The sequence below is a fragment of the Nostoc sp. DedQUE02 genome, from assembly GCF_034531035.1.
Classification (GTDB): domain Bacteria; phylum Cyanobacteriota; class Cyanobacteriia; order Cyanobacteriales; family Nostocaceae; genus Nostoc.
The window spans coordinates 59,725-76,319 of sequence record NZ_JAVRBY020000014.1; the positions used below are offsets into that span (position 1 = coordinate 59,725).

The window sequence follows — 16,595 nt, forward strand, 5'->3', positions numbered from 1 at the left end:
ATAGGGAAAAAACTTAATCCTAATGCCCAATGTCTAATACTTCGACTTCTTTCGACTTCGCTACCTCGACTTCTCTACGAGACGCTACGCGAACGCTCGGCACAAGTCAAGGCAAGTCGCTCAGTACAAGTGCCCAATGCCCAATGACGGCAGTTGCTCTTCTTGGAGAGACCCCTACGTACCCGTCATTGCCTCCCCAATGCCCAATGCCAAATTAATCAGTAAATCTTATGTCAGAATCAACTCCCATTACCCCAGAGCCTAACCCGTCTGAAGCACTAGACTCAGTGGCAAATAATCTCAATGAGCAAGCGCTCACATCTGCCGATCGCAGTGCGAAAACTAGGCAGATGTTGGGGATGAAAGGTGCAGCATCTGGGGAAACTTCGATTTGGAAAATTCGTTTACAGCTCATGAAGCCGATCACCTGGATTCCCCTAATTTGGGGGGTAGTCTGTGGTGCGGCTTCTTCTGGTAACTATACTTGGACGCTGGAAAATGTGTTGAAGGTAGCAGCCTGTATGTTATTGGCTGGGCCATTGATGACAGGTTACACCCAGATCCTTAATGATTACTACGATCGCGAAATCGATGCCATTAATGAACCTTATCGCCCGATTCCCTCTGGCGCAATTCCCCTACCGCAGGTAATTATTCAGATTTGGGTATTACTGATTGCTGGCTATGGTTTGGCATTTGCGCTTGATGTGTGGTCTGGTCATGAATTCCCGACAATTACAGCGATCGCGATTATCGGTTCTTTCATCGCCTACATTTATTCTGCACCTCCCCTGAAACTCAAGCAAAACGGTTGGCTAGGGAGCTACGCCTTGGGTGCAAGCTACATTACTCTACCTTGGTCTACAGGACACGCTTTGTTTGGTGAACTGAATTCCACAATTGTGATTTTGACAATGTTCTACAGCTTGGCTGGATTGGGTATTGCCATCGTCAATGATTTTAAGAGTGTAGAAGGCGATCGCCAGCTAGGATTAAATTCATTACCCGTAATGTTTGGCATCACCACCGCAGCATGGATTTGTGTAGTGACAATTGATGTCTTTCAAGGATTTATTGCAGCTTATCTCGTCAGCATCCACGAAAATTTGTATGCAGCAATACTAGTATTGTTAATCATCCCGCAAATCACCTTGCAGGATATGTATTTCTTACGTGACCCCGTGAAAAATGATGTTAAGTACCAAGCCAGTGCCCAACCTTTCCTCGTTCTGGGAATGCTAGTAACAGGTTTAGCCCTGGGTCATGCTGGCGTTTAATTTGTATCTCCATAGTGGAAGTTAAGAATTAGGAGTTAAGAGTTAATATACTTTTAACTCCTAATTTGTATCAGGACATACTGTGCTTCAATTGATATTTTTCTTAATTAATGGGATTCAACCTTTATTAGTCCCGATTTGTTTTGTAGTTGCTTGGACTGTAACTATTCTGCTTGTTTTAAATCTCTGGACGGCCGCACGAGATAGTGTTAGTACAGCCAAGCAAATGCATCAAATTCCCTGTACTGGTTGCCAATTTTTTACCGACGATTACCGTCTTAAATGTACTGTACGCCCATCTATTGCCAATACAGAAGAAGCGATCCATTGTCGTGACTATCAACCAAAGACTAATCCTTATCTATATTAGGGAGTGGGGACGAGGCGACAAGGAAAATAACTCATACCCAATGATGGCAGTTGCTCCACTTGGAGAGACTCCTTGGCGCTAGCCTTTCACGAATGGGAGAAGACTGCACTGCCTCCCCAATGCCCAATACTTCTCTACGAGAGGCTGCGCCAACGACTTCGCGGTAGTTGAATCTTGACTCACAACGACTGCGCTCAGTGCAAGTCGCTCGATTACCGCGCAGCGATGCACTGAGTTTCGACTACGCTCAACTACCGCGTAGTCGTTGTGTCGAAATCTCAGTACAAGTGTCCGATACCCAATGACAATTAACTAATCTCTAACAATATCTTTAAAACACCCCGACTCTGAGCGTGTTCAAAAGCTGCAAGCCCTTCAATAAGAGGATAGGTGGCATGAATTAGGGGTTGCACGTCAACTTTTCCTGTGGCTAGTAGCTGGAGAGCCGGAGTAAAGGGGCCACAACGGGAGCCGATGAGGGTGATTTCATCAACTACTAGAGAAGAAGCATCTAGGCTGAGGTTGCCAGCATAAGTACTTTTTAGTACAAGAGTACCACGGGGACGTAAGGCACGGCGGGCGATCGCAAATCCTTCTGGATTGCCAGTGCATTCTACTGAAATATCGAAATATCCATTTGTAACATCATCAGCTAGACTCGTTTTTATTCCCCGTGCTTCTAAGTTAGCCAATTTTTCCCGATGACGCCCCACAGCTAAGAGTTCACAGCCACTTAGGGCTAGTGTCTGGGCTACCAACTGCCCTAATTTGCCATCTCCAACCACTAACACCCGATCGTTTGGATGCAATGGCACTTGCTGCTGAATTTCCAAAGCTGCTGCTATAGGTTCAGTAAATGTTGCTACTTCTGTCGGCACATTATCGGGTACTAAATGCAGGTTTTCCACCGGCAAACAAAGATATTCACTAAAGGCTCCATTGCGGTTGACAATACCTAAAACTGTGCGATTTTCGCAGTGAGTTGCTTGTCCACTACGACAAAACCGACAATGCCCACATACCGCGTTGATTTCTCCAACTACACGCTGGTTAACTAAGTGTTCTGGCCCTTGTTCAACGACACCGACAAATTCATGACCTAAAATACCAGTATAGGGATAGTAGCCTCTAAGAAGTTCTAGGTCAGTGTTACAGATACCTGCACGTAAGACGCGCACCAAGGCTTCTCCCGGCGGTGGTTCAGGAATGGGAATATCCGTGCGTAGTTGCAACTGGTTATTTTCGAGCCAAAGTCCTTTCATTGCTCTTTACGTCCTTTGTCTAATTATGTTGTCATACTACTTTGAAAAATGTTTACAAATAATAGGGGCATACATCTGTACCACCATACCCACACTTATGTCTCTGTAGAAGGTATTTCTTTGATTTTGGTTACATCCATTTTGCTTAACCAAGTAACCAAGTCATCTGAACTAAGTGCAATCTCACTTCCCAAGGTTTTGATATAGAGAAGTCCGTCGCTAATAACTAAATCTCTAACTGGATACCATGAATCTCGTGTTCTAATCAGAAGTTCCAACGGAATCCCCGGTCTTGAAGTATACTTGCGATATTTCCACCAAGCTCGCCATAAAATGACAGATTTAGTACAGTGCATCTGATAACCTTTGGGAACTTCGCAGTATTGATACTGATAGAAACCCCGACTATCTACTTCTCCTTTGAGGAGATAAGCATATTCTGCTAATACCTGATTTATCAATTCCCACTGGGATGATTTTGGAGAAATCAGGAATTCAGATAAGGTGTTAGATAGTTGGACTGTGGCAATCACACCTTCAGATTTCGCTGTTAGTTGGTTTGCTTTATACACTGTTTGCGCTGTCAAAGTAGGATTTGACAACAAAACTTCTTTTTTCTGGATAGAGTTTTGCACAAACTCTCGAATTAAATCTAGATTAGATAACATAAAATTATTTATATTAAGTTAACCAGTGTAATTAAAGTCACAACAATACTTAAATTAATAACTACACTGGTCTTGCACTTAAATCAGGATTATTACTAGCTTTATTTATACTAAATTCTTTGTTTGACTGGGGTCTTGTTAAGTTTAATATCGATGTGCCGCCATCTACTATAGACTATAGTGGTTGACAAAATAACTATTATCAGGTATAAATACACAAAAAATTAAATCACGAAAAATTAAATTTTTACACCTTCGAGAAAAGGTTGAAATACTTGAACTAATTCTGGGTGACTAACCACAAGGGTGGGAAAAGAGCGATCGCTATAATCTTCTCCCGGTGACAATGGAAACGGTTCTGATTTAAGCGATGACCAGGTTCCACCAGCAGCCTGGACAATTACCCAAGCCCCGGCTAAGTCCCAAACTTTTGGTGTCGCCTCAATACCACCTAATGTTGCTCCAGTGGCAACCGTCAAGAAGTTATAGCTAGCCACACCCAACATCCGAATTTTACAGGGAAAGCCGTTTTTGATAGCTGCGGTACTACGAGAACAGAGGTTGAAAAAGTGATTGTTACTGAGACTATCTATACTAGTGTGGATGGGGTGGTTGTTGAGAAATGCTCCTATTGGCGTTGCTAACCCAGATGAACCTGGCCAAAAACCATGAAAGGCTTGATTCAAGGTTGGTGCGTAAACATACCCAAAAATGGGTGTGCCTCGATACAGTAAACCCAAAGAAATTGTCCAGATGGGAATGCCGCGTGTAAAGTTGGTTGTACCATCAAGAGGATCAATTACCCAGCACCACTCCGTACCGGGAAATGACTGATCGCTCTCTTCGCTCAAAATGCCGTAGCCAGAGAAAGTAGAAGCGATCGCATCCCGAATTTCCTGATCTGCCCATTTATCTGCTTGCGTCACCAAACTACCATCAGCTTTTTGGTCAGCCTGGACTTTCCCAAAATCTTGCATTAGCTGCTTGCCGACTCTGGTAGTGGTAGTTTGGGCAAAATCAAGAATTGTTGTCCAAAAATCATTCATTGGTTAATTGTCATTGTCATTTATCATTGGTCATTGGTCATTTGTCCCATACCCAATCCCCCATGCCCTATACAGTTTAATCTAAATCGCTTTCTAAAACTGAAGCGATCGCAAGCTTTGTACTTGTTTGAAATTCTGTGATGTTCACTCGATTCAAAAACCAAATCGACAGCACCATTCCCACGGCTTCTAGAACAAATACCAGTCCATAAGCTAACTCTAGGCTTGGTAAAAACCTGCTTCCAATATCCAAAACTGTACCTCCAATTACCACGGCGATTCCTCTAGAGATGGACTGCGCTAATCCCCATGCTCCAATAAACGTACCTGCGGCTTCTGCTGCCGTGAGATCCAACATCAAGCTAATTGCGGCTGTAGTTAGGAAACCTGTGGCTAAACCGAACAAGACCAAACTTAGTTTAAGAACTGCTGCATTAGCTGTGAATCCTGAGATACCTAGCAAGATTGCACAGAATGCTACCAACATACAGCCAAAACGTGCAGTTCTGCGCTTACCCAAACGCGGGACAATGTAAAAACCCGTAACTCCGTAGGCAATCAGTAGACCTGTTCCATAAAAAATATTTAATTTGGTACTTTCTGCTAGCGGCATTTTAAACACTTGACCTGCATAAGGTTCCAAAATCGGGTCTTGCATAAACAAACTGATGGTCATCACCAATAAAAAGGTAAAAAATATACCTGTTTGGGGGCTAGCTGTCAATATTTTCCAAGCATTGCCTAGAGTAATGCTGTCTTCTCGGTTCACCAGTGTGGAACGGGTTGAGTATTGAGAGTACTTTTTTTCTACGCCGAATGTGGCGGCGATCGCTAAACCAAATACAATTGCTGGAACGATAGTAAACAGCCTGGTGATAGATGCTTGCAAGGTTTCTAAGGTTGCTTCTGGCGTTAATTGTTTCAGCAAACTGGCACTGATAATTGCCCCAACAATAATCCCCACCATTAACATCGACCAAACCACACCAACTACTTTGGAACGATTATCTTCTTCAGATATATCCACCAACAAAGCAGCGAATGCTGTACCGCTAGCACAAATTCCTAAACCGTAGATAGCGAAAACCAAAGCCAAAAGTGCTGTCCAACCGATTGTTTGGGTTGTCCATACCCAGCCACCTGCACTAGTAGCGGCAAGATTCATCTGCCATATTACTTGTACAGCTAAAAATGCTGCGATCGCAAATATTGCCGCACCCACCCAAACATAAGCTGTACGGTGATATCCCCATAACGGCTTGGCATCAGAAATCTGGCCGAACCAGACACGGGAAGGAGCAACAAATAAGGGCAGTGCTAGAACTACTGATACCAGCGTCGCTGGAATTGCAATTTCTTGAATCATGACTCTGTTAAGTACTCCCAGAGTCAAAATTGACATCATGCTCAACCCCATCTGAAATAAACCCAGCCGGAACATGGTCAGCAGGTTTACCCTTGGCACAGATAGGGATTTTGTTTTGGTATCAAATACTTCACCGCTTGCCATAGATACTTTTTCGTATAGTTTATAGGATTTAATCTCTCTCTCTTTAAATAAAGATAAACCCTACCCGCTCAAAATCAGCGAACGAAAAGTGGAAGTTGCGATTGCAGTTATTTAGCAAGCAGTTATACTCTCCAATTAGCATAAGCTTCAGCCAAGTTAGGATTAATCCTTATGGCTTGGTTATAATCTGCGATGTCTACAACGGTCACTGAATCTCGACTCACTTCGACGCCGCGGTAGTTGAGCGTAGTCGAAACTCAGTGCAAGTCGCTCGATTTCTGCGCAGCCGTACCACTTCGTGGAAGCAAGCTACGCGGAGCGTCTCGTAGAGAAGTGCGGGCTACGCCTACGCATAACAAGAGAATTTTAGGATGAAGTAGTGAAACGAGACTCCATTTACTATCAAATTTTTAAGCGCTTTCCTGGGTTACTCTTTGAATTGGTTGATAATCCTCCTCTACAAGGGCAAAACTATAGATTTGAATCAGTTGAAGTCAAAGAAACCGCTTTTCGCATGGATGGTGTGTTTTTACCTCCAGAGGATGCAACATCCAGGGTAATCTTTTTTGCTGAAGTTCAATTCCAAAAAGATGAAGCCCTCTACCATCGGTTCTTTACCGAGTCGCTGATGTACCTGAACCGGAATCGTTCTCAGTACGAGGACTGGTTCTGTGTGGTAATTTTTTCATCACGTTCCTTGGAACCAAGCGATCAAAAAACTCATCGAATATTTCTCAACAGTGACCAAGTGCAGCGAATCTATTTAGATGAGTTAGGCGCGACTAATCAGCAGCCAATAGGTATCAACTTGATGCAGTTGACTCTAGCATCGGATGAAGTGATGGCACAGCAAGCAAAGCAATTAATTGAGCGAGTAAAATTAGAAGAAACGGACACACTGCCGAAAAACGAAATACTCGATATCATAACCACAATCGCCGTTTATAAGTTTTCGACCTTGAGTAGAGAGGAAGTTGAAGCTATGCTGGGATTGACTTTGGAGCAAACAAGAGTTTATCAGGAAGCGAAAGCCGAAGGTCGAGAAGAAGGTCGAGAAGAAGGTCGAGAGGAAGGTCGAGAAGAACGGGAAGCTGAAATGTTGAAACTTACCGTGCCTCTGTTACTAAAAACAGGGATGAGTGTGGAGCAGATTGCTCAACACCTCAATGTTGATATAGAAGCTGTTCAGCTTGCTGCACAGTCAGGCACATAAAATAATGAGGAGAGCTTGATTAAAATCCTTAATTGCTCTTTATGGTCTCCAGAGCGAACGCGCCAAAATGTGACAGATTAAGATGCTCATCACTTCATCGAAGTTGGGATTTAGTAATAGAAAACTTCAGCCTTTAAGTTTGTATAGCCCCTCTAGACTCGCCTAAAATGTTATTAACAGCAGCAAAATCTAGAACTCCAATGCGGGGACTCGCAAATGTGTAAAGTTCAGTATTATATCCTATCTCCTTAATGTGACGTGCTGCTTATTTTTATATAAATGTTACAACATATAAAGTTCAAAAATTACAACTTATAAAAAGTTAATCATGCATTTATTTTTCATGGATATGAAAAAATATTAGCCAGATCACAACAACACATTTCCTTATTCAATAAACTGAGCAACACATTAAATAATCTAAGCATTGTTATTGGGATTGAGGTTTAGTATTTAATTCTGGGGTTGGACTAACACTTGAATCTGGTGTAGGACTCACAACTGAATTAACAGTTGGTTGATCTGAACTTGCATGTAATATTGCTCTTTCGTAAGCCTTTACAATTTCTTCAAATTCAGCAGGTTGATTGGCATTTTTACTATAATTAAGTCTAATCAGCAAACTTCGCCCTTCTCCTGCTAAACTTTGATGAAAAGCAGACCATTGGGCGACTGGAATTACAGAACGAATAGATACTAAAGCCGTAGCAAAACATCCTAAAAAAGCTCTCATTTTTGTATCATCTGCTATGGCAAGAGCTAATGTTGCCCCGACACTGCTAAAAAGTATAAGAAGATTCCAAAACCAATTTATATTACTAGCATATTCATATTTAATTATTAAATTTTCACAAATATCATTCTTTAAGCGGTTTATAGTTTCTGGGCTTACTGTTAAATCACTTCTCAAAGAATCTGAGTCAGAGGATGCAGTATTCGTTGAAACTGAAGGACGAGAAATACACTGCTCTAAGGCTTTAGCTTTATTAAGTTGTTGTCTCCAACTCCAAAATAAAATCAACCCAAAAATAAAACTAACAATACATACAGAAATCCAAGTCCAAGGAAAATTTTTATTCTTTATATTATTTTGATTTGATTCTTGCTTTTGCGTCATCAGTTTACTCGTCTCACTGCCCAGAGCTTAATTTTCCGTTACTAGTGTGCGCTCATTCTCCCTATTATTTAAAAATACTTATCAATCATGGTAGCTATAACCCTTCACAACATTGAGCAGGAACTAGCTAAAAAATAGCGATCGCGCTCCAGCATTAGTGAGAACAAAGTGATTGTACCAGTGAACATAGGAATGTTTCTGTTTGAAAATGATTTCTGCGTCATGAGCTATATTCTACGATAAGTGTGTATCTTTGTATCCTCTTATTTTTCTTTCTTTCCCCTATTTATTGAGCGGATACATTATGGTATTGCATTGTAAATTTATCGGACGCAATCAAGCCAGATAAAAATATCAATATTAAAATGTGGTTTTAACTACGTTATTACATTGAATTAGTAAGATAAACTTGCCGTATGTATGTCATCAAACTACTTAGCTTCATCCAGTAACCAAAAAGGCATAAGCAATGAGTAAAGAACCAGTCAAAGTCATATTATGGGAAGAAAACCAAAGAGATTTTCTAAAAAAGTTTTACGATCTCCAATTTACTCCCAGAGTAGGAGAGGAAGTTTATCTAAAAAAGGAGAAATGGAAAGTAACCAGAGTTGAGCATGACGTAGAAATTAGTGAGATTAATGTCTACATGGAATTAATCAAAAAAGCCAAACAAGATAAATCATCTAATTCATAAATACAAGTAAATACACTCAACTATTATTAAAGGGAGGTCATTAGCCTCCCTTAATTATGAGAATATATATATTGTCAAATATAGTTTGTGAATATTTATCTAAACTGCGATGTCTAGGATGGTGACTGAGCTTTGTCGTACCACTTGCACGGTACGCTCACGCGCAGCGTCTCGTAAAGAAGTGCGGGTTACGCCTAGCACCACAAGATTTGCAGCCAAGAGATCAAGAGATGGCGATCGCACCCAATCTTGTCTATAACGATACACTATAAAAGTAAAGAAATGTAAATAAACTAAATTTTGCAACCGTGGAAAACATCACATTGGGGCAAAATGGCCCAGTTGTTACACCCTTGTGCATCGGCACTTGGGCTTGGGGTGATAAACTATTTTGGAATTATGGCAATGCCTACGGCCCAGAACAGTTACAAGAAGCCTTTACAGCAGCCTTAGAAGCTGGTATTACCTTCTTTGATACTGCTGAAATCTATGGAATGGGAAAAAGCGAGGAATTTTTGGGGCAATTTCTGCAACAGACGCAACAACCTGTGCAAATCGCCACAAAATTTGGCCCCCTACCGTGGCGATTTACAGCCCAATCCGTCTCTGATGCTTTAACAGCCAGCCTCAAACGCCTACAATTAGAACGAATCGCGCTGTACCAAGTGCATTGGCCTTTTGCCTTCTTTTTAAGTCAAGAAACTTTGATGAATGCCCTAGCGGATGAAGTGAAGCGGGGCAGGATTGCCGCAGTCGGTGTGAGTAATTACTCAGCAGAGCAAATGCGAGACGCGCATCAAATATTGGCAGCTCGTGGAGTGCCTTTGGCTGTGAACCAAGTACGCTATTCTTTACTCAGTCGCCAAGTTGAAAGCAAAGGTATTATCGCAACTGCGCGTGAGTTGGGTGTAACTATTTTGGCTTATAGTCCTTTAGCTCAGGGATTACTTACAGGCAAGTACAGTATTGATAATGCTGAAACACCCACTGGTGCGAGGAAAATAGACCCACGGTTCAAAAAAGAAGGTTTGCAAAAAATTGCCCCAGTCATATCTTTGCTACGCAATTTCGGAGAAAAATACAATCGCACCCCTGCCCAAGTTGCTCTCAACTGGTTAATTGCTCAGGGGAATGTTATTCCCATTGCTGGGGTGAAGACAGCCGAACAGGTACGGCAGAATGCTGGTGCTTTGGGCTGGAGATTGAACGATGATGAAATTAGAGAGTTAGAACAAGTTAGTCGTCCTTGGCTATAGTATTTTTGATTTTCCTAAAAAAGCCAAAAAGTCAAGAGTATAAAGTCAAAATCTTAACTCTTGACTCTTAACTCTCAACTCTCAACTTTGCCGAATTTTAGATTTTGATTTTGGATTAAAGGAAAAGTCTAAAATCCAAAATTGATTAACTTCTAACTCTTGACTAAGAAGCTGATTCCCTAGCTGTAGGTGAACCTATCTTTTTACTAGGAGATGCAGAAGAATCCTGTCCACTTGTCCGCAGTTTGGGCTTGGGAGAAGAATGTCTTTCTTCACCATTGCTGCTATCTGATTTCCAGGCAGCACGGGGGCGATCGCTAGAAGATTCACGACGTTTGCCGAGTCTTGGTTTGGGAGCGGAACTTTCCTCTTGGGGAATTTCCACGTCTGAACTCAACCAAGCGGGACGAGTTTGATCGTAAGCGATTTGCAATGCAGCGGCGGCGATCGCCTGAGCATCGTATTCTTCAATCAGTTCGCTGACAATCGGCAAGAATGAAGCCAAACGTTCACCTGTCAAAGCTTCTCGCACCTGTTCTTGCAATTTCAGAATGTGTCTTGCTTCAATCTGGGCGCGTGTAGGAATTGACAGCAATTGCCAACTTTGGCGGTTATGACGTTCAAATGTTTGCTGCTTGCGCCGCTCAAATGGCTGCACCAAGGAAATTGCTGTTCCTTCTTTACCTGCACGACCAGTACGGCCAATGCGATGGACGTAGGTTTCTACGCTATCGGGTAAGTCATAGTTGATTACGTGGGAGAGTTGATCGACATCTAACCCGCGTGCTGCAATATCAGTTGCTACCACCCAGCGAACTTGACGGTTACGGAATCTAACTAATAACCTTTCCCGTGCTTGTTGGGACAAGTCGCCGTGGTATTCATCAACACTGTGACCAGCAGATTGCAACTGACTGGTAAGTTCTGCGGCGGTGCGTCTGGTGCGGACAAAGATTAAAGCTGTTTCTGGATCTTCCATTTCCAGAATTGGCTGTAAAGCTTTGGCTTTTGTCCAGTGGCGGGGGATCAAGTAAGCTACTTGATTGATTTTGTTGGGAGCGGCTTTTGGCTGTTCAACGGTGACAGTTGCCGGCGATCGCAAGAATTTGTTCACCAACATCCGAATCGATGGTGGCATTGTTGCCGAGAATAAAGCTGTTTGCCGCTCTACGGGCGCTTGCGAGAGGATTTTGATCACATCGTCGATAAAGCCCATGCTCAACATTTCATCAGCTTCATCCAACACAAACCACTTCACTTGATCGAGCTTTAGACAGCCGCGATCGAGCAAATCGATCACCCGTCCGGGAGTACCCACGACCATGTGAACGCCACGTTTGAGTTGCAGCATTTGACGGTCAATTGATTGACCACCATAGATTGCTAACACCCGCAATCCTTCATTACCGATGAATTGCGTGATCGCATCGTGAACTTGCATCGCTAATTCACGAGTTGGTGTTAAAACTATGGCTTGCACGGCTTTTTGATTAACATCCAGCCGCTCTAAAATTGGTAGTGAAAATGCTGCCGTTTTGCCTGTTCCAGTTTGAGATTGACCTACCACATCACGACCGGCTAGCAATTGGGGAATTGCTTGCACTTGAATGTTAGTTGGTTCGGTAAAACCGATTTTTTCTAGTTGTTCGACACGTTCTTGGGAAATGCCTAATTCTTGGAATGAAAGAGTCATTAATTCTCCTAAATTTTTTGTAAGGATTTTTGGATTAGTCATTTAGTCATTAGTTATTAGTCATTAGTCATTAGTCATTAGTCATTAAGTTATTGGCTAGTTAGTAAGCCTTGGGCGATAGCAAAGCCTCAACTCTTAGAGAAGCTATGCCCACGAGTGAGTCCCCGAACTTCAGGTAAACCCTCATGAAAACTGCCATTAATGCAGCGTTGATATTGAGATAAGGGTGAATCTGTAAGGGTCATTTAACAAAAGACAAAGGACAAAAGACAAAGGACAATTTAGTTATTGACTACTTGACCATAGAGGTCGTATGTATCAGCGTGGTGAATCGCTATTGGCACAATGGTTCCTAATTTTGCCTGGCCTTTGACATACACCAGACCATCAACCTCTGGGGAAAATCTACCTGAACGACCGATTAATTCACCACTTTCAGGATTTTCTTGCTCAATCAGGACATCGACGATTTTGCCTACTTCCTGTTGATTTTTCTTTTGAGAAATCGGTTGCTGGAGTTCCATCAGTTGGTATCGGCGCTCGTCCATCACCAACTGTGGCAACTGATTTGGCAACTTATAAGCTGGAGTTCCTTCCTCAGAGGAAAAGGTAAAGACACCAACATGGTCAAATTCATGCCGTTGAACAAACTCTAGTAGATGCTCAAAATGCTCTTGTGTTTCTCCTGGGAAACCAACAATAAATGTAGTCCGCAGTACGGCTGTTGGTAGTGCCGTTTTGATGCGATCTATAATCCCATCATTTACGCGTCCTTGCCAAGGACGGTTCATAGCGCGGAGAATCTCTGGATGAGAATGCTGCAAGGGCAAATCTAGATAAGGCAGGACGTTGGGTGTTTCTTGAATCGCCGCTATCACATCTGGGGTCAGTCCCGTGGGATAAGCATAGTGCATTCTGATCCACGGTATATCTACTTTCCCCAAAGCGCGAAGTAATTCGGCTAATTTTGGCTGGCCGTAAATATCTAGACCGTAATTAGTAGTGATTTGGGAAATTAGAATAATTTCCTTTACCCCTTGACTAACTAATTGCTCCGCTTCGGCGACGATAGATTCAATAGTACGCGATCGCTGATTTCCTCGAAGATGAGGAATTATACAAAATGCACAACGATAATCACATCCTTCCGCAACCCGGAGGTAAGCAACGCCTTCCGTTGTAGTGCGATAGCGCGGTGTCGTTTCGTCGGCAATGTAGGTTGGCTCTATACTAACCTGTTTGACCCGCTCGCCAAGTTCAACACGCTCAATTACATTTACAATTTTGTGATAATCGCCTGTACCCACAACGGCTACTGCTTCAGGCAACTCCTCCAAAAGTTGTTCTTGGAAGTGTTGCGCCATACAGCCAGTGATTACGATCTTTTTATTTGCCTCTGCCAGTTCTACTAAAGTTCTGACAGATTCTTGCCGGGCCGCTTCAATAAAACTACAAGTATTAACAATAACGTAATCTGCTAACTCTTCATTTGTATCTACACCGTAGCCTGCTTCTGTGAGCATTCCCAGCATGTGTTCTGTATCAATTCGATTTTTCTCGCAGCCCAGGTGAGAAATGGCAATCGTTGGCTTGTCACCCATATTTTGAAAATATCTTCATTTTTTTCTTGTAATCAACATTCTGGCGCTAATTTCGCTTTTTTCTGATCGCTATCCTTCTAATAACAATACAGTGGCAGATTTCCACTGTCAGCAATTGTCCGTGGACTTATGACCCTATTAATAATAAAAATAGAGGTCATGTTATGATATTTTTATCAATCTGTTCCCCAGGGTAAATTGAAGTGTCTTTGGGTACATTTGACACTTGTAATCTTTTTTAACAATTCGCCTATTGGTATTTTACATTACCACAGCGTGTGCCTTGTTAACCTACCCATCGGGAAGCCGCCCAAAGGGCTTGTTGTGAGAAGTCGCTACCCTCAGGGAAATCGACGAAAGCGACTACGCCTATAAAGCAGTAATGCTACCCTGGCGATTGGCAAGTCCTACGACAATGCGCGGACAAGACGCCTAAACCACGGAAAGCTGCCTTGCGTCTAGTGAGTGGCAAACTCCTCTTGTAGCCAGGTTTTATCTTAACATATCTTATGGGAGGTTACACGCCAATTTCCATCTGAGGAAAGAGGCAATAAACCGACTATCATAAAACACATTTGACTAGTTAATGAAAAGTCAAGAGTCAAGGGTCAAGAGGGGCCAGTCACGTGCGGGGTTTTCCCCGTTGAAGAGCCACCCTTATATAGAGGTTCCCAACCTTCAGGGGAGTGGTGTTGAACTGGCGTTCAATAGTCAAAAAATTCTGGACTCTAGACTGTGCGAGGCGGATTAAAGACGTGGATTTATATCAGATATTTAAAACTCGCTCACCAATTATTGGCGTGGTTCACCTGCTACCACTGCCTACCTCACCCCGTTGGGGGGGTAGCCTCAAAGCGGTAATTGACCGTGCTGAACAAGAAGCCGCAGCCTTAGCAAGTGGAGGGGTTGACGGTCTGATTGTCGAGAATTTTTTCGACGCGCCGTTTACCAAAAATCAAGTCGATCCAGTGGTTGTAAGTGCCATGACCATTGTGGTGCAGCGAATACAGAATTTGGTGACTTTGCCCATAGGCTTAAATGTTTTGCGAAACGATGCCAAAAGTGCAATAGCGATCGCTAGCTGTGTACAAGCGCAATTTATCCGCGTCAACGTCCTCACAGGCGTGATGGCAACCGATCAAGGATTAATTGAGGGAGAAGCCCATCAACTACTCCGCTATCGACGTGAGTTAAGTTGTGATGTTAAAATCCTGGCCGATGTGCTGGTGAAACACGCCCGTCCTTTGAGTTCTCCAAATCTCACCGTCGCCGTGAAAGACACCATTGAAAGGGGTTTAGCAGACGGAGTGATTTTATCGGGTTGGGCTACTGGTAGTCCTCCTAACTTAGAAGATTTGGAACTAGCTTGTGGTGCAGCAAATGGCACGCCAGTGTTCATCGGCAGTGGAGCTAATTGGGAAAATATTGATACATTGATGCAAGCAGCAGATGGTGTAATAGTTTCCAGTTCCCTGAAACGTCATGGACGCATTGAGCAACCAATTGACCCAATTCGCGTCAGCCAATTCGTAGAAGCTGCCCGTCGCAATTGGAACTCTAAAGGTGAAAGTAAATCAGCTGAACAAGTAAAGTTACATTCTTAATTGGGGCATGGGGCATGGGGCATGGGGAATAGGGCATGGGAAGAAATAATTATAATGCCCAATGCCCATTAACCAATAACCAATAACCAATAACTAATAACAATTTATGATTCGCCGTCGTTCTACTCCTTGGATTCATAAATGGTCACGTCCATTGATTGCCGCGATCGCTGGATGTGGGGCTCTGATCACAGGTTATCTCACCATAGAAAAGTTAACCGGAGGCAGTGCCGCTTGTGTGGCACAGGCTGGTGCTAAGGGCTGTAATGATGTACTTTCCAGTCCTTGGGCAACGGTTTTTGGTCAGCCATTAGCTTTGTTTGGGTTTTTGGCATACACCAGTATGGTGATATTGGCTTTAGCCCCTTTGGGATTAAAGTCAGGGGAAAACAATAACCGCAAACAATTGGAAAATTGGACGTGGTGGCTGCTGCTGGTAGGTGCGATCGCTATGTCTGTCTTTAGCGGCTACTTAATGTATGTGCTGACATCTCAAATCAAAGCTATTTGTCCTTACTGTATCGGTTCAGCTTTGTTCTCTGTGAGTCTTTTGATACTAACGATTATCGGTCGGACTTGGGAGGATATTGGACAAATCTTGTTTACTGCCTTGATTGTCGGGATGGTAACACTGATTGGTACTTTAGGCGTTTATGCTGGCGTGAATCAATCAGATGTTACACCTGCAACTCCTGGACAACCGACAAAAATTACCTTTACTCCCAAGGAAAATCCAAGCCCAGCGTTCGGTTGGGAAGTTACCACTACTTCTGGTGAAGCAGAAATAGCCTTAGCACGCCATCTGGCGAAGGTAGGCGCGAAGGAATACACTGCTTACTGGTGTCCTCACTGTCATGAACAAAAGCTGCTTTTTGGTAAACAGGCCGAAGAAATAATCAATAATGATATTAAGGTAGAGTGCGCTCCCGATGGACTCAAAGCTCAACCAGAAGTATGTAAAGCCGCAAAAATTGAAGGCTTCCCCACCTGGATTATCAGTGGCAAAAGCTATAGCGGAGTCCAAAACTTGGAGGAACTAGCGAAAGTTTCTGGTTACACAGGGCCTCGTAACTTCAAGTATTTCAAGTAATTGCCTTGAAGAAGCCTCAGCTGCGCTTCCCAATTGGAAAGTCTACACCAGCCTACGGTTACGGAGTAGTTCACACACCATAGTCAACTGGATAAATACAGAAAAATTTGTTTCCAGTTGGCTTTTTATTTTTAGTAATCGATAATTGGTGTTATCCAATACCCTATTAGCAATTTTCCTGCGGCTTTCATCTG

Annotated in this window: 15 protein-coding genes; 7 read left to right on the top strand and 8 right to left on the bottom strand. The window is 42.9% G+C overall.

Translation table 11 applies throughout. From position 1 onward, the window contains the following. The first annotated feature begins 230 nt into the window (after nucleotides 1–230). On the top strand, nucleotides 231–1,277 hold the full coding sequence (gene chlG, locus RMX98_RS14085; protein WP_322680394.1) for a chlorophyll synthase ChlG: 1,047 nt from the start codon (nucleotides 231–233) through the stop codon (nucleotides 1,275–1,277). An 82-nt stretch (nucleotides 1,278–1,359) separates the two neighbouring features. Next, nucleotides 1,360–1,647, top strand: coding sequence for a hypothetical protein (locus RMX98_RS14090; protein WP_322680395.1), 288 nt, complete (start codon nucleotides 1,360–1,362; stop codon nucleotides 1,645–1,647). Between the two features lie 308 nt (nucleotides 1,648–1,955). On the opposite strand, the gene RMX98_RS14095 is transcribed toward RMX98_RS14090, so the two are convergent. From RMX98_RS14095 to RMX98_RS14110, 4 genes are all read right to left on the bottom strand, one after another. After that, a complete protein-coding gene (locus RMX98_RS14095; RefSeq protein WP_322680396.1) occupies nucleotides 1,956–2,909 on the bottom strand; it encodes an MDR/zinc-dependent alcohol dehydrogenase-like family protein in 954 nt (317 codons plus the stop codon). Nucleotides 2,910–3,004: 95 nt separating this feature from the next. Further along, nucleotides 3,005–3,577 carry a hypothetical protein gene (locus RMX98_RS14100; RefSeq protein WP_322680397.1) on the bottom strand — a complete coding sequence of 191 codons (573 nt, stop codon included), beginning with the start codon at nucleotides 3,575–3,577 and terminating at the stop codon, nucleotides 3,005–3,007. Between the two features lie 239 nt (nucleotides 3,578–3,816). Further along, a complete protein-coding gene (locus RMX98_RS14105) occupies nucleotides 3,817–4,623 on the bottom strand; it encodes an inositol monophosphatase family protein (RefSeq protein WP_322680398.1) in 807 nt (268 codons plus the stop codon). 76 nt (nucleotides 4,624–4,699) lie between these two features. Continuing rightward, nucleotides 4,700–6,133: a BCD family MFS transporter gene (locus RMX98_RS14110; RefSeq protein ID WP_322680399.1), complete on the bottom strand. Its 1,434-nt coding sequence runs from the start codon at nucleotides 6,131–6,133 to the stop codon at nucleotides 4,700–4,702. A gap of 379 nt (nucleotides 6,134–6,512) precedes the next feature. Here RMX98_RS14110 and RMX98_RS14115 point away from each other — a divergent pair, with 379 nt between their 5' ends. Further along, complete coding sequence (locus RMX98_RS14115; RefSeq protein ID WP_322680400.1) at nucleotides 6,513–7,346, top strand: Rpn family recombination-promoting nuclease/putative transposase; 834 nt, start codon at nucleotides 6,513–6,515, stop codon at nucleotides 7,344–7,346. 430 nt (nucleotides 7,347–7,776) lie between these two features. Here RMX98_RS14115 and RMX98_RS14120 read toward each other — a convergent pair whose 3' ends face one another. Beyond that, nucleotides 7,777–8,463 carry a hypothetical protein gene (locus RMX98_RS14120; RefSeq protein WP_322680401.1) on the bottom strand — a complete coding sequence of 229 codons (687 nt, stop codon included), beginning with the start codon at nucleotides 8,461–8,463 and terminating at the stop codon, nucleotides 7,777–7,779. Nucleotides 8,464–8,932: 469 nt separating this feature from the next. Between RMX98_RS14120 and RMX98_RS14125 the strand changes: the two genes are divergently transcribed. After that, nucleotides 8,933–9,157 carry a hypothetical protein gene (locus RMX98_RS14125; RefSeq protein ID WP_322680402.1) on the top strand — a complete coding sequence of 75 codons (225 nt, stop codon included), beginning with the start codon at nucleotides 8,933–8,935 and terminating at the stop codon, nucleotides 9,155–9,157. 99 nt (nucleotides 9,158–9,256) lie between these two features. Here RMX98_RS14125 and RMX98_RS14130 read toward each other — a convergent pair whose 3' ends face one another. Then, entirely contained in the window at nucleotides 9,257–9,463 is a 207-nt protein-coding gene (locus RMX98_RS14130; protein ID WP_409881046.1) for a hypothetical protein, read from the bottom strand. 2 nt (nucleotides 9,464–9,465) lie between these two features. Here RMX98_RS14130 and RMX98_RS14135 point away from each other — a divergent pair, with 2 nt between their 5' ends. Then, complete coding sequence (locus RMX98_RS14135) at nucleotides 9,466–10,413, top strand: aldo/keto reductase (RefSeq protein WP_322680404.1); 948 nt, start codon at nucleotides 9,466–9,468, stop codon at nucleotides 10,411–10,413. A gap of 163 nt (nucleotides 10,414–10,576) precedes the next feature. On the opposite strand, the gene RMX98_RS14140 is transcribed toward RMX98_RS14135, so the two are convergent. After that, nucleotides 10,577–12,106, bottom strand: coding sequence for a DEAD/DEAH box helicase (locus tag RMX98_RS14140; RefSeq protein WP_322680445.1), 1,530 nt, complete (start codon nucleotides 12,104–12,106; stop codon nucleotides 10,577–10,579). A gap of 281 nt (nucleotides 12,107–12,387) precedes the next feature. Beyond that, nucleotides 12,388–13,707, bottom strand: coding sequence for a 30S ribosomal protein S12 methylthiotransferase RimO (rimO, locus tag RMX98_RS14145; RefSeq protein ID WP_322680405.1), 1,320 nt, complete (start codon nucleotides 13,705–13,707; stop codon nucleotides 12,388–12,390). Between the two features lie 755 nt (nucleotides 13,708–14,462). Here rimO and btpA point away from each other — a divergent pair. Together btpA and RMX98_RS14155 are read left to right on the top strand one after the other, a co-directional pair. Next, nucleotides 14,463–15,311: a photosystem I biogenesis protein BtpA gene (gene btpA / locus RMX98_RS14150; RefSeq protein ID WP_322680446.1), complete on the top strand. Its 849-nt coding sequence runs from the start codon at nucleotides 14,463–14,465 to the stop codon at nucleotides 15,309–15,311. Nucleotides 15,312–15,417: 106 nt separating this feature from the next. Beyond that, nucleotides 15,418–16,401 (top strand): vitamin K epoxide reductase family protein, encoded by a 984-nt coding sequence (locus RMX98_RS14155; RefSeq protein ID WP_322680406.1) that lies wholly within the window; start codon nucleotides 15,418–15,420, stop codon nucleotides 16,399–16,401. The last annotated feature ends 194 nt before the right edge of the window (nucleotides 16,402–16,595 follow it).

Coding starts and splice junctions, on each gene's coding strand:
- RMX98_RS14095 (WP_322680396.1), bottom strand. CDS start 2,909: ATGAAAGGACTTTGGCTCGAAAATAACCAGTTGCAACTACGCACGGAT.
- RMX98_RS14100 (WP_322680397.1), bottom strand. CDS start 3,577: ATGTTATCTAATCTAGATTTAATTCGAGAGTTTGTGCAAAACTCTATC.
- RMX98_RS14110 (WP_322680399.1), bottom strand. CDS start 6,133: ATGGCAAGCGGTGAAGTATTTGATACCAAAACAAAATCCCTATCTGTG.
- chlG (WP_322680394.1), top strand. CDS start 231: ATGTCAGAATCAACTCCCATTACCCCAGAGCCTAACCCGTCTGAAGCA.
- RMX98_RS14155 (WP_322680406.1), top strand. CDS start 15,418: ATGATTCGCCGTCGTTCTACTCCTTGGATTCATAAATGGTCACGTCCA.
- rimO (WP_322680405.1), bottom strand. CDS start 13,707: ATGGGTGACAAGCCAACGATTGCCATTTCTCACCTGGGCTGCGAGAAA.
- RMX98_RS14120 (WP_322680401.1), bottom strand. CDS start 8,463: ATGACGCAAAAGCAAGAATCAAATCAAAATAATATAAAGAATAAAAAT.
- RMX98_RS14140 (WP_322680445.1), bottom strand. CDS start 12,106: ATGACTCTTTCATTCCAAGAATTAGGCATTTCCCAAGAACGTGTCGAA.
- RMX98_RS14105 (WP_322680398.1), bottom strand. CDS start 4,623: ATGAATGATTTTTGGACAACAATTCTTGATTTTGCCCAAACTACCACT.
- RMX98_RS14125 (WP_322680402.1), top strand. CDS start 8,933: ATGAGTAAAGAACCAGTCAAAGTCATATTATGGGAAGAAAACCAAAGA.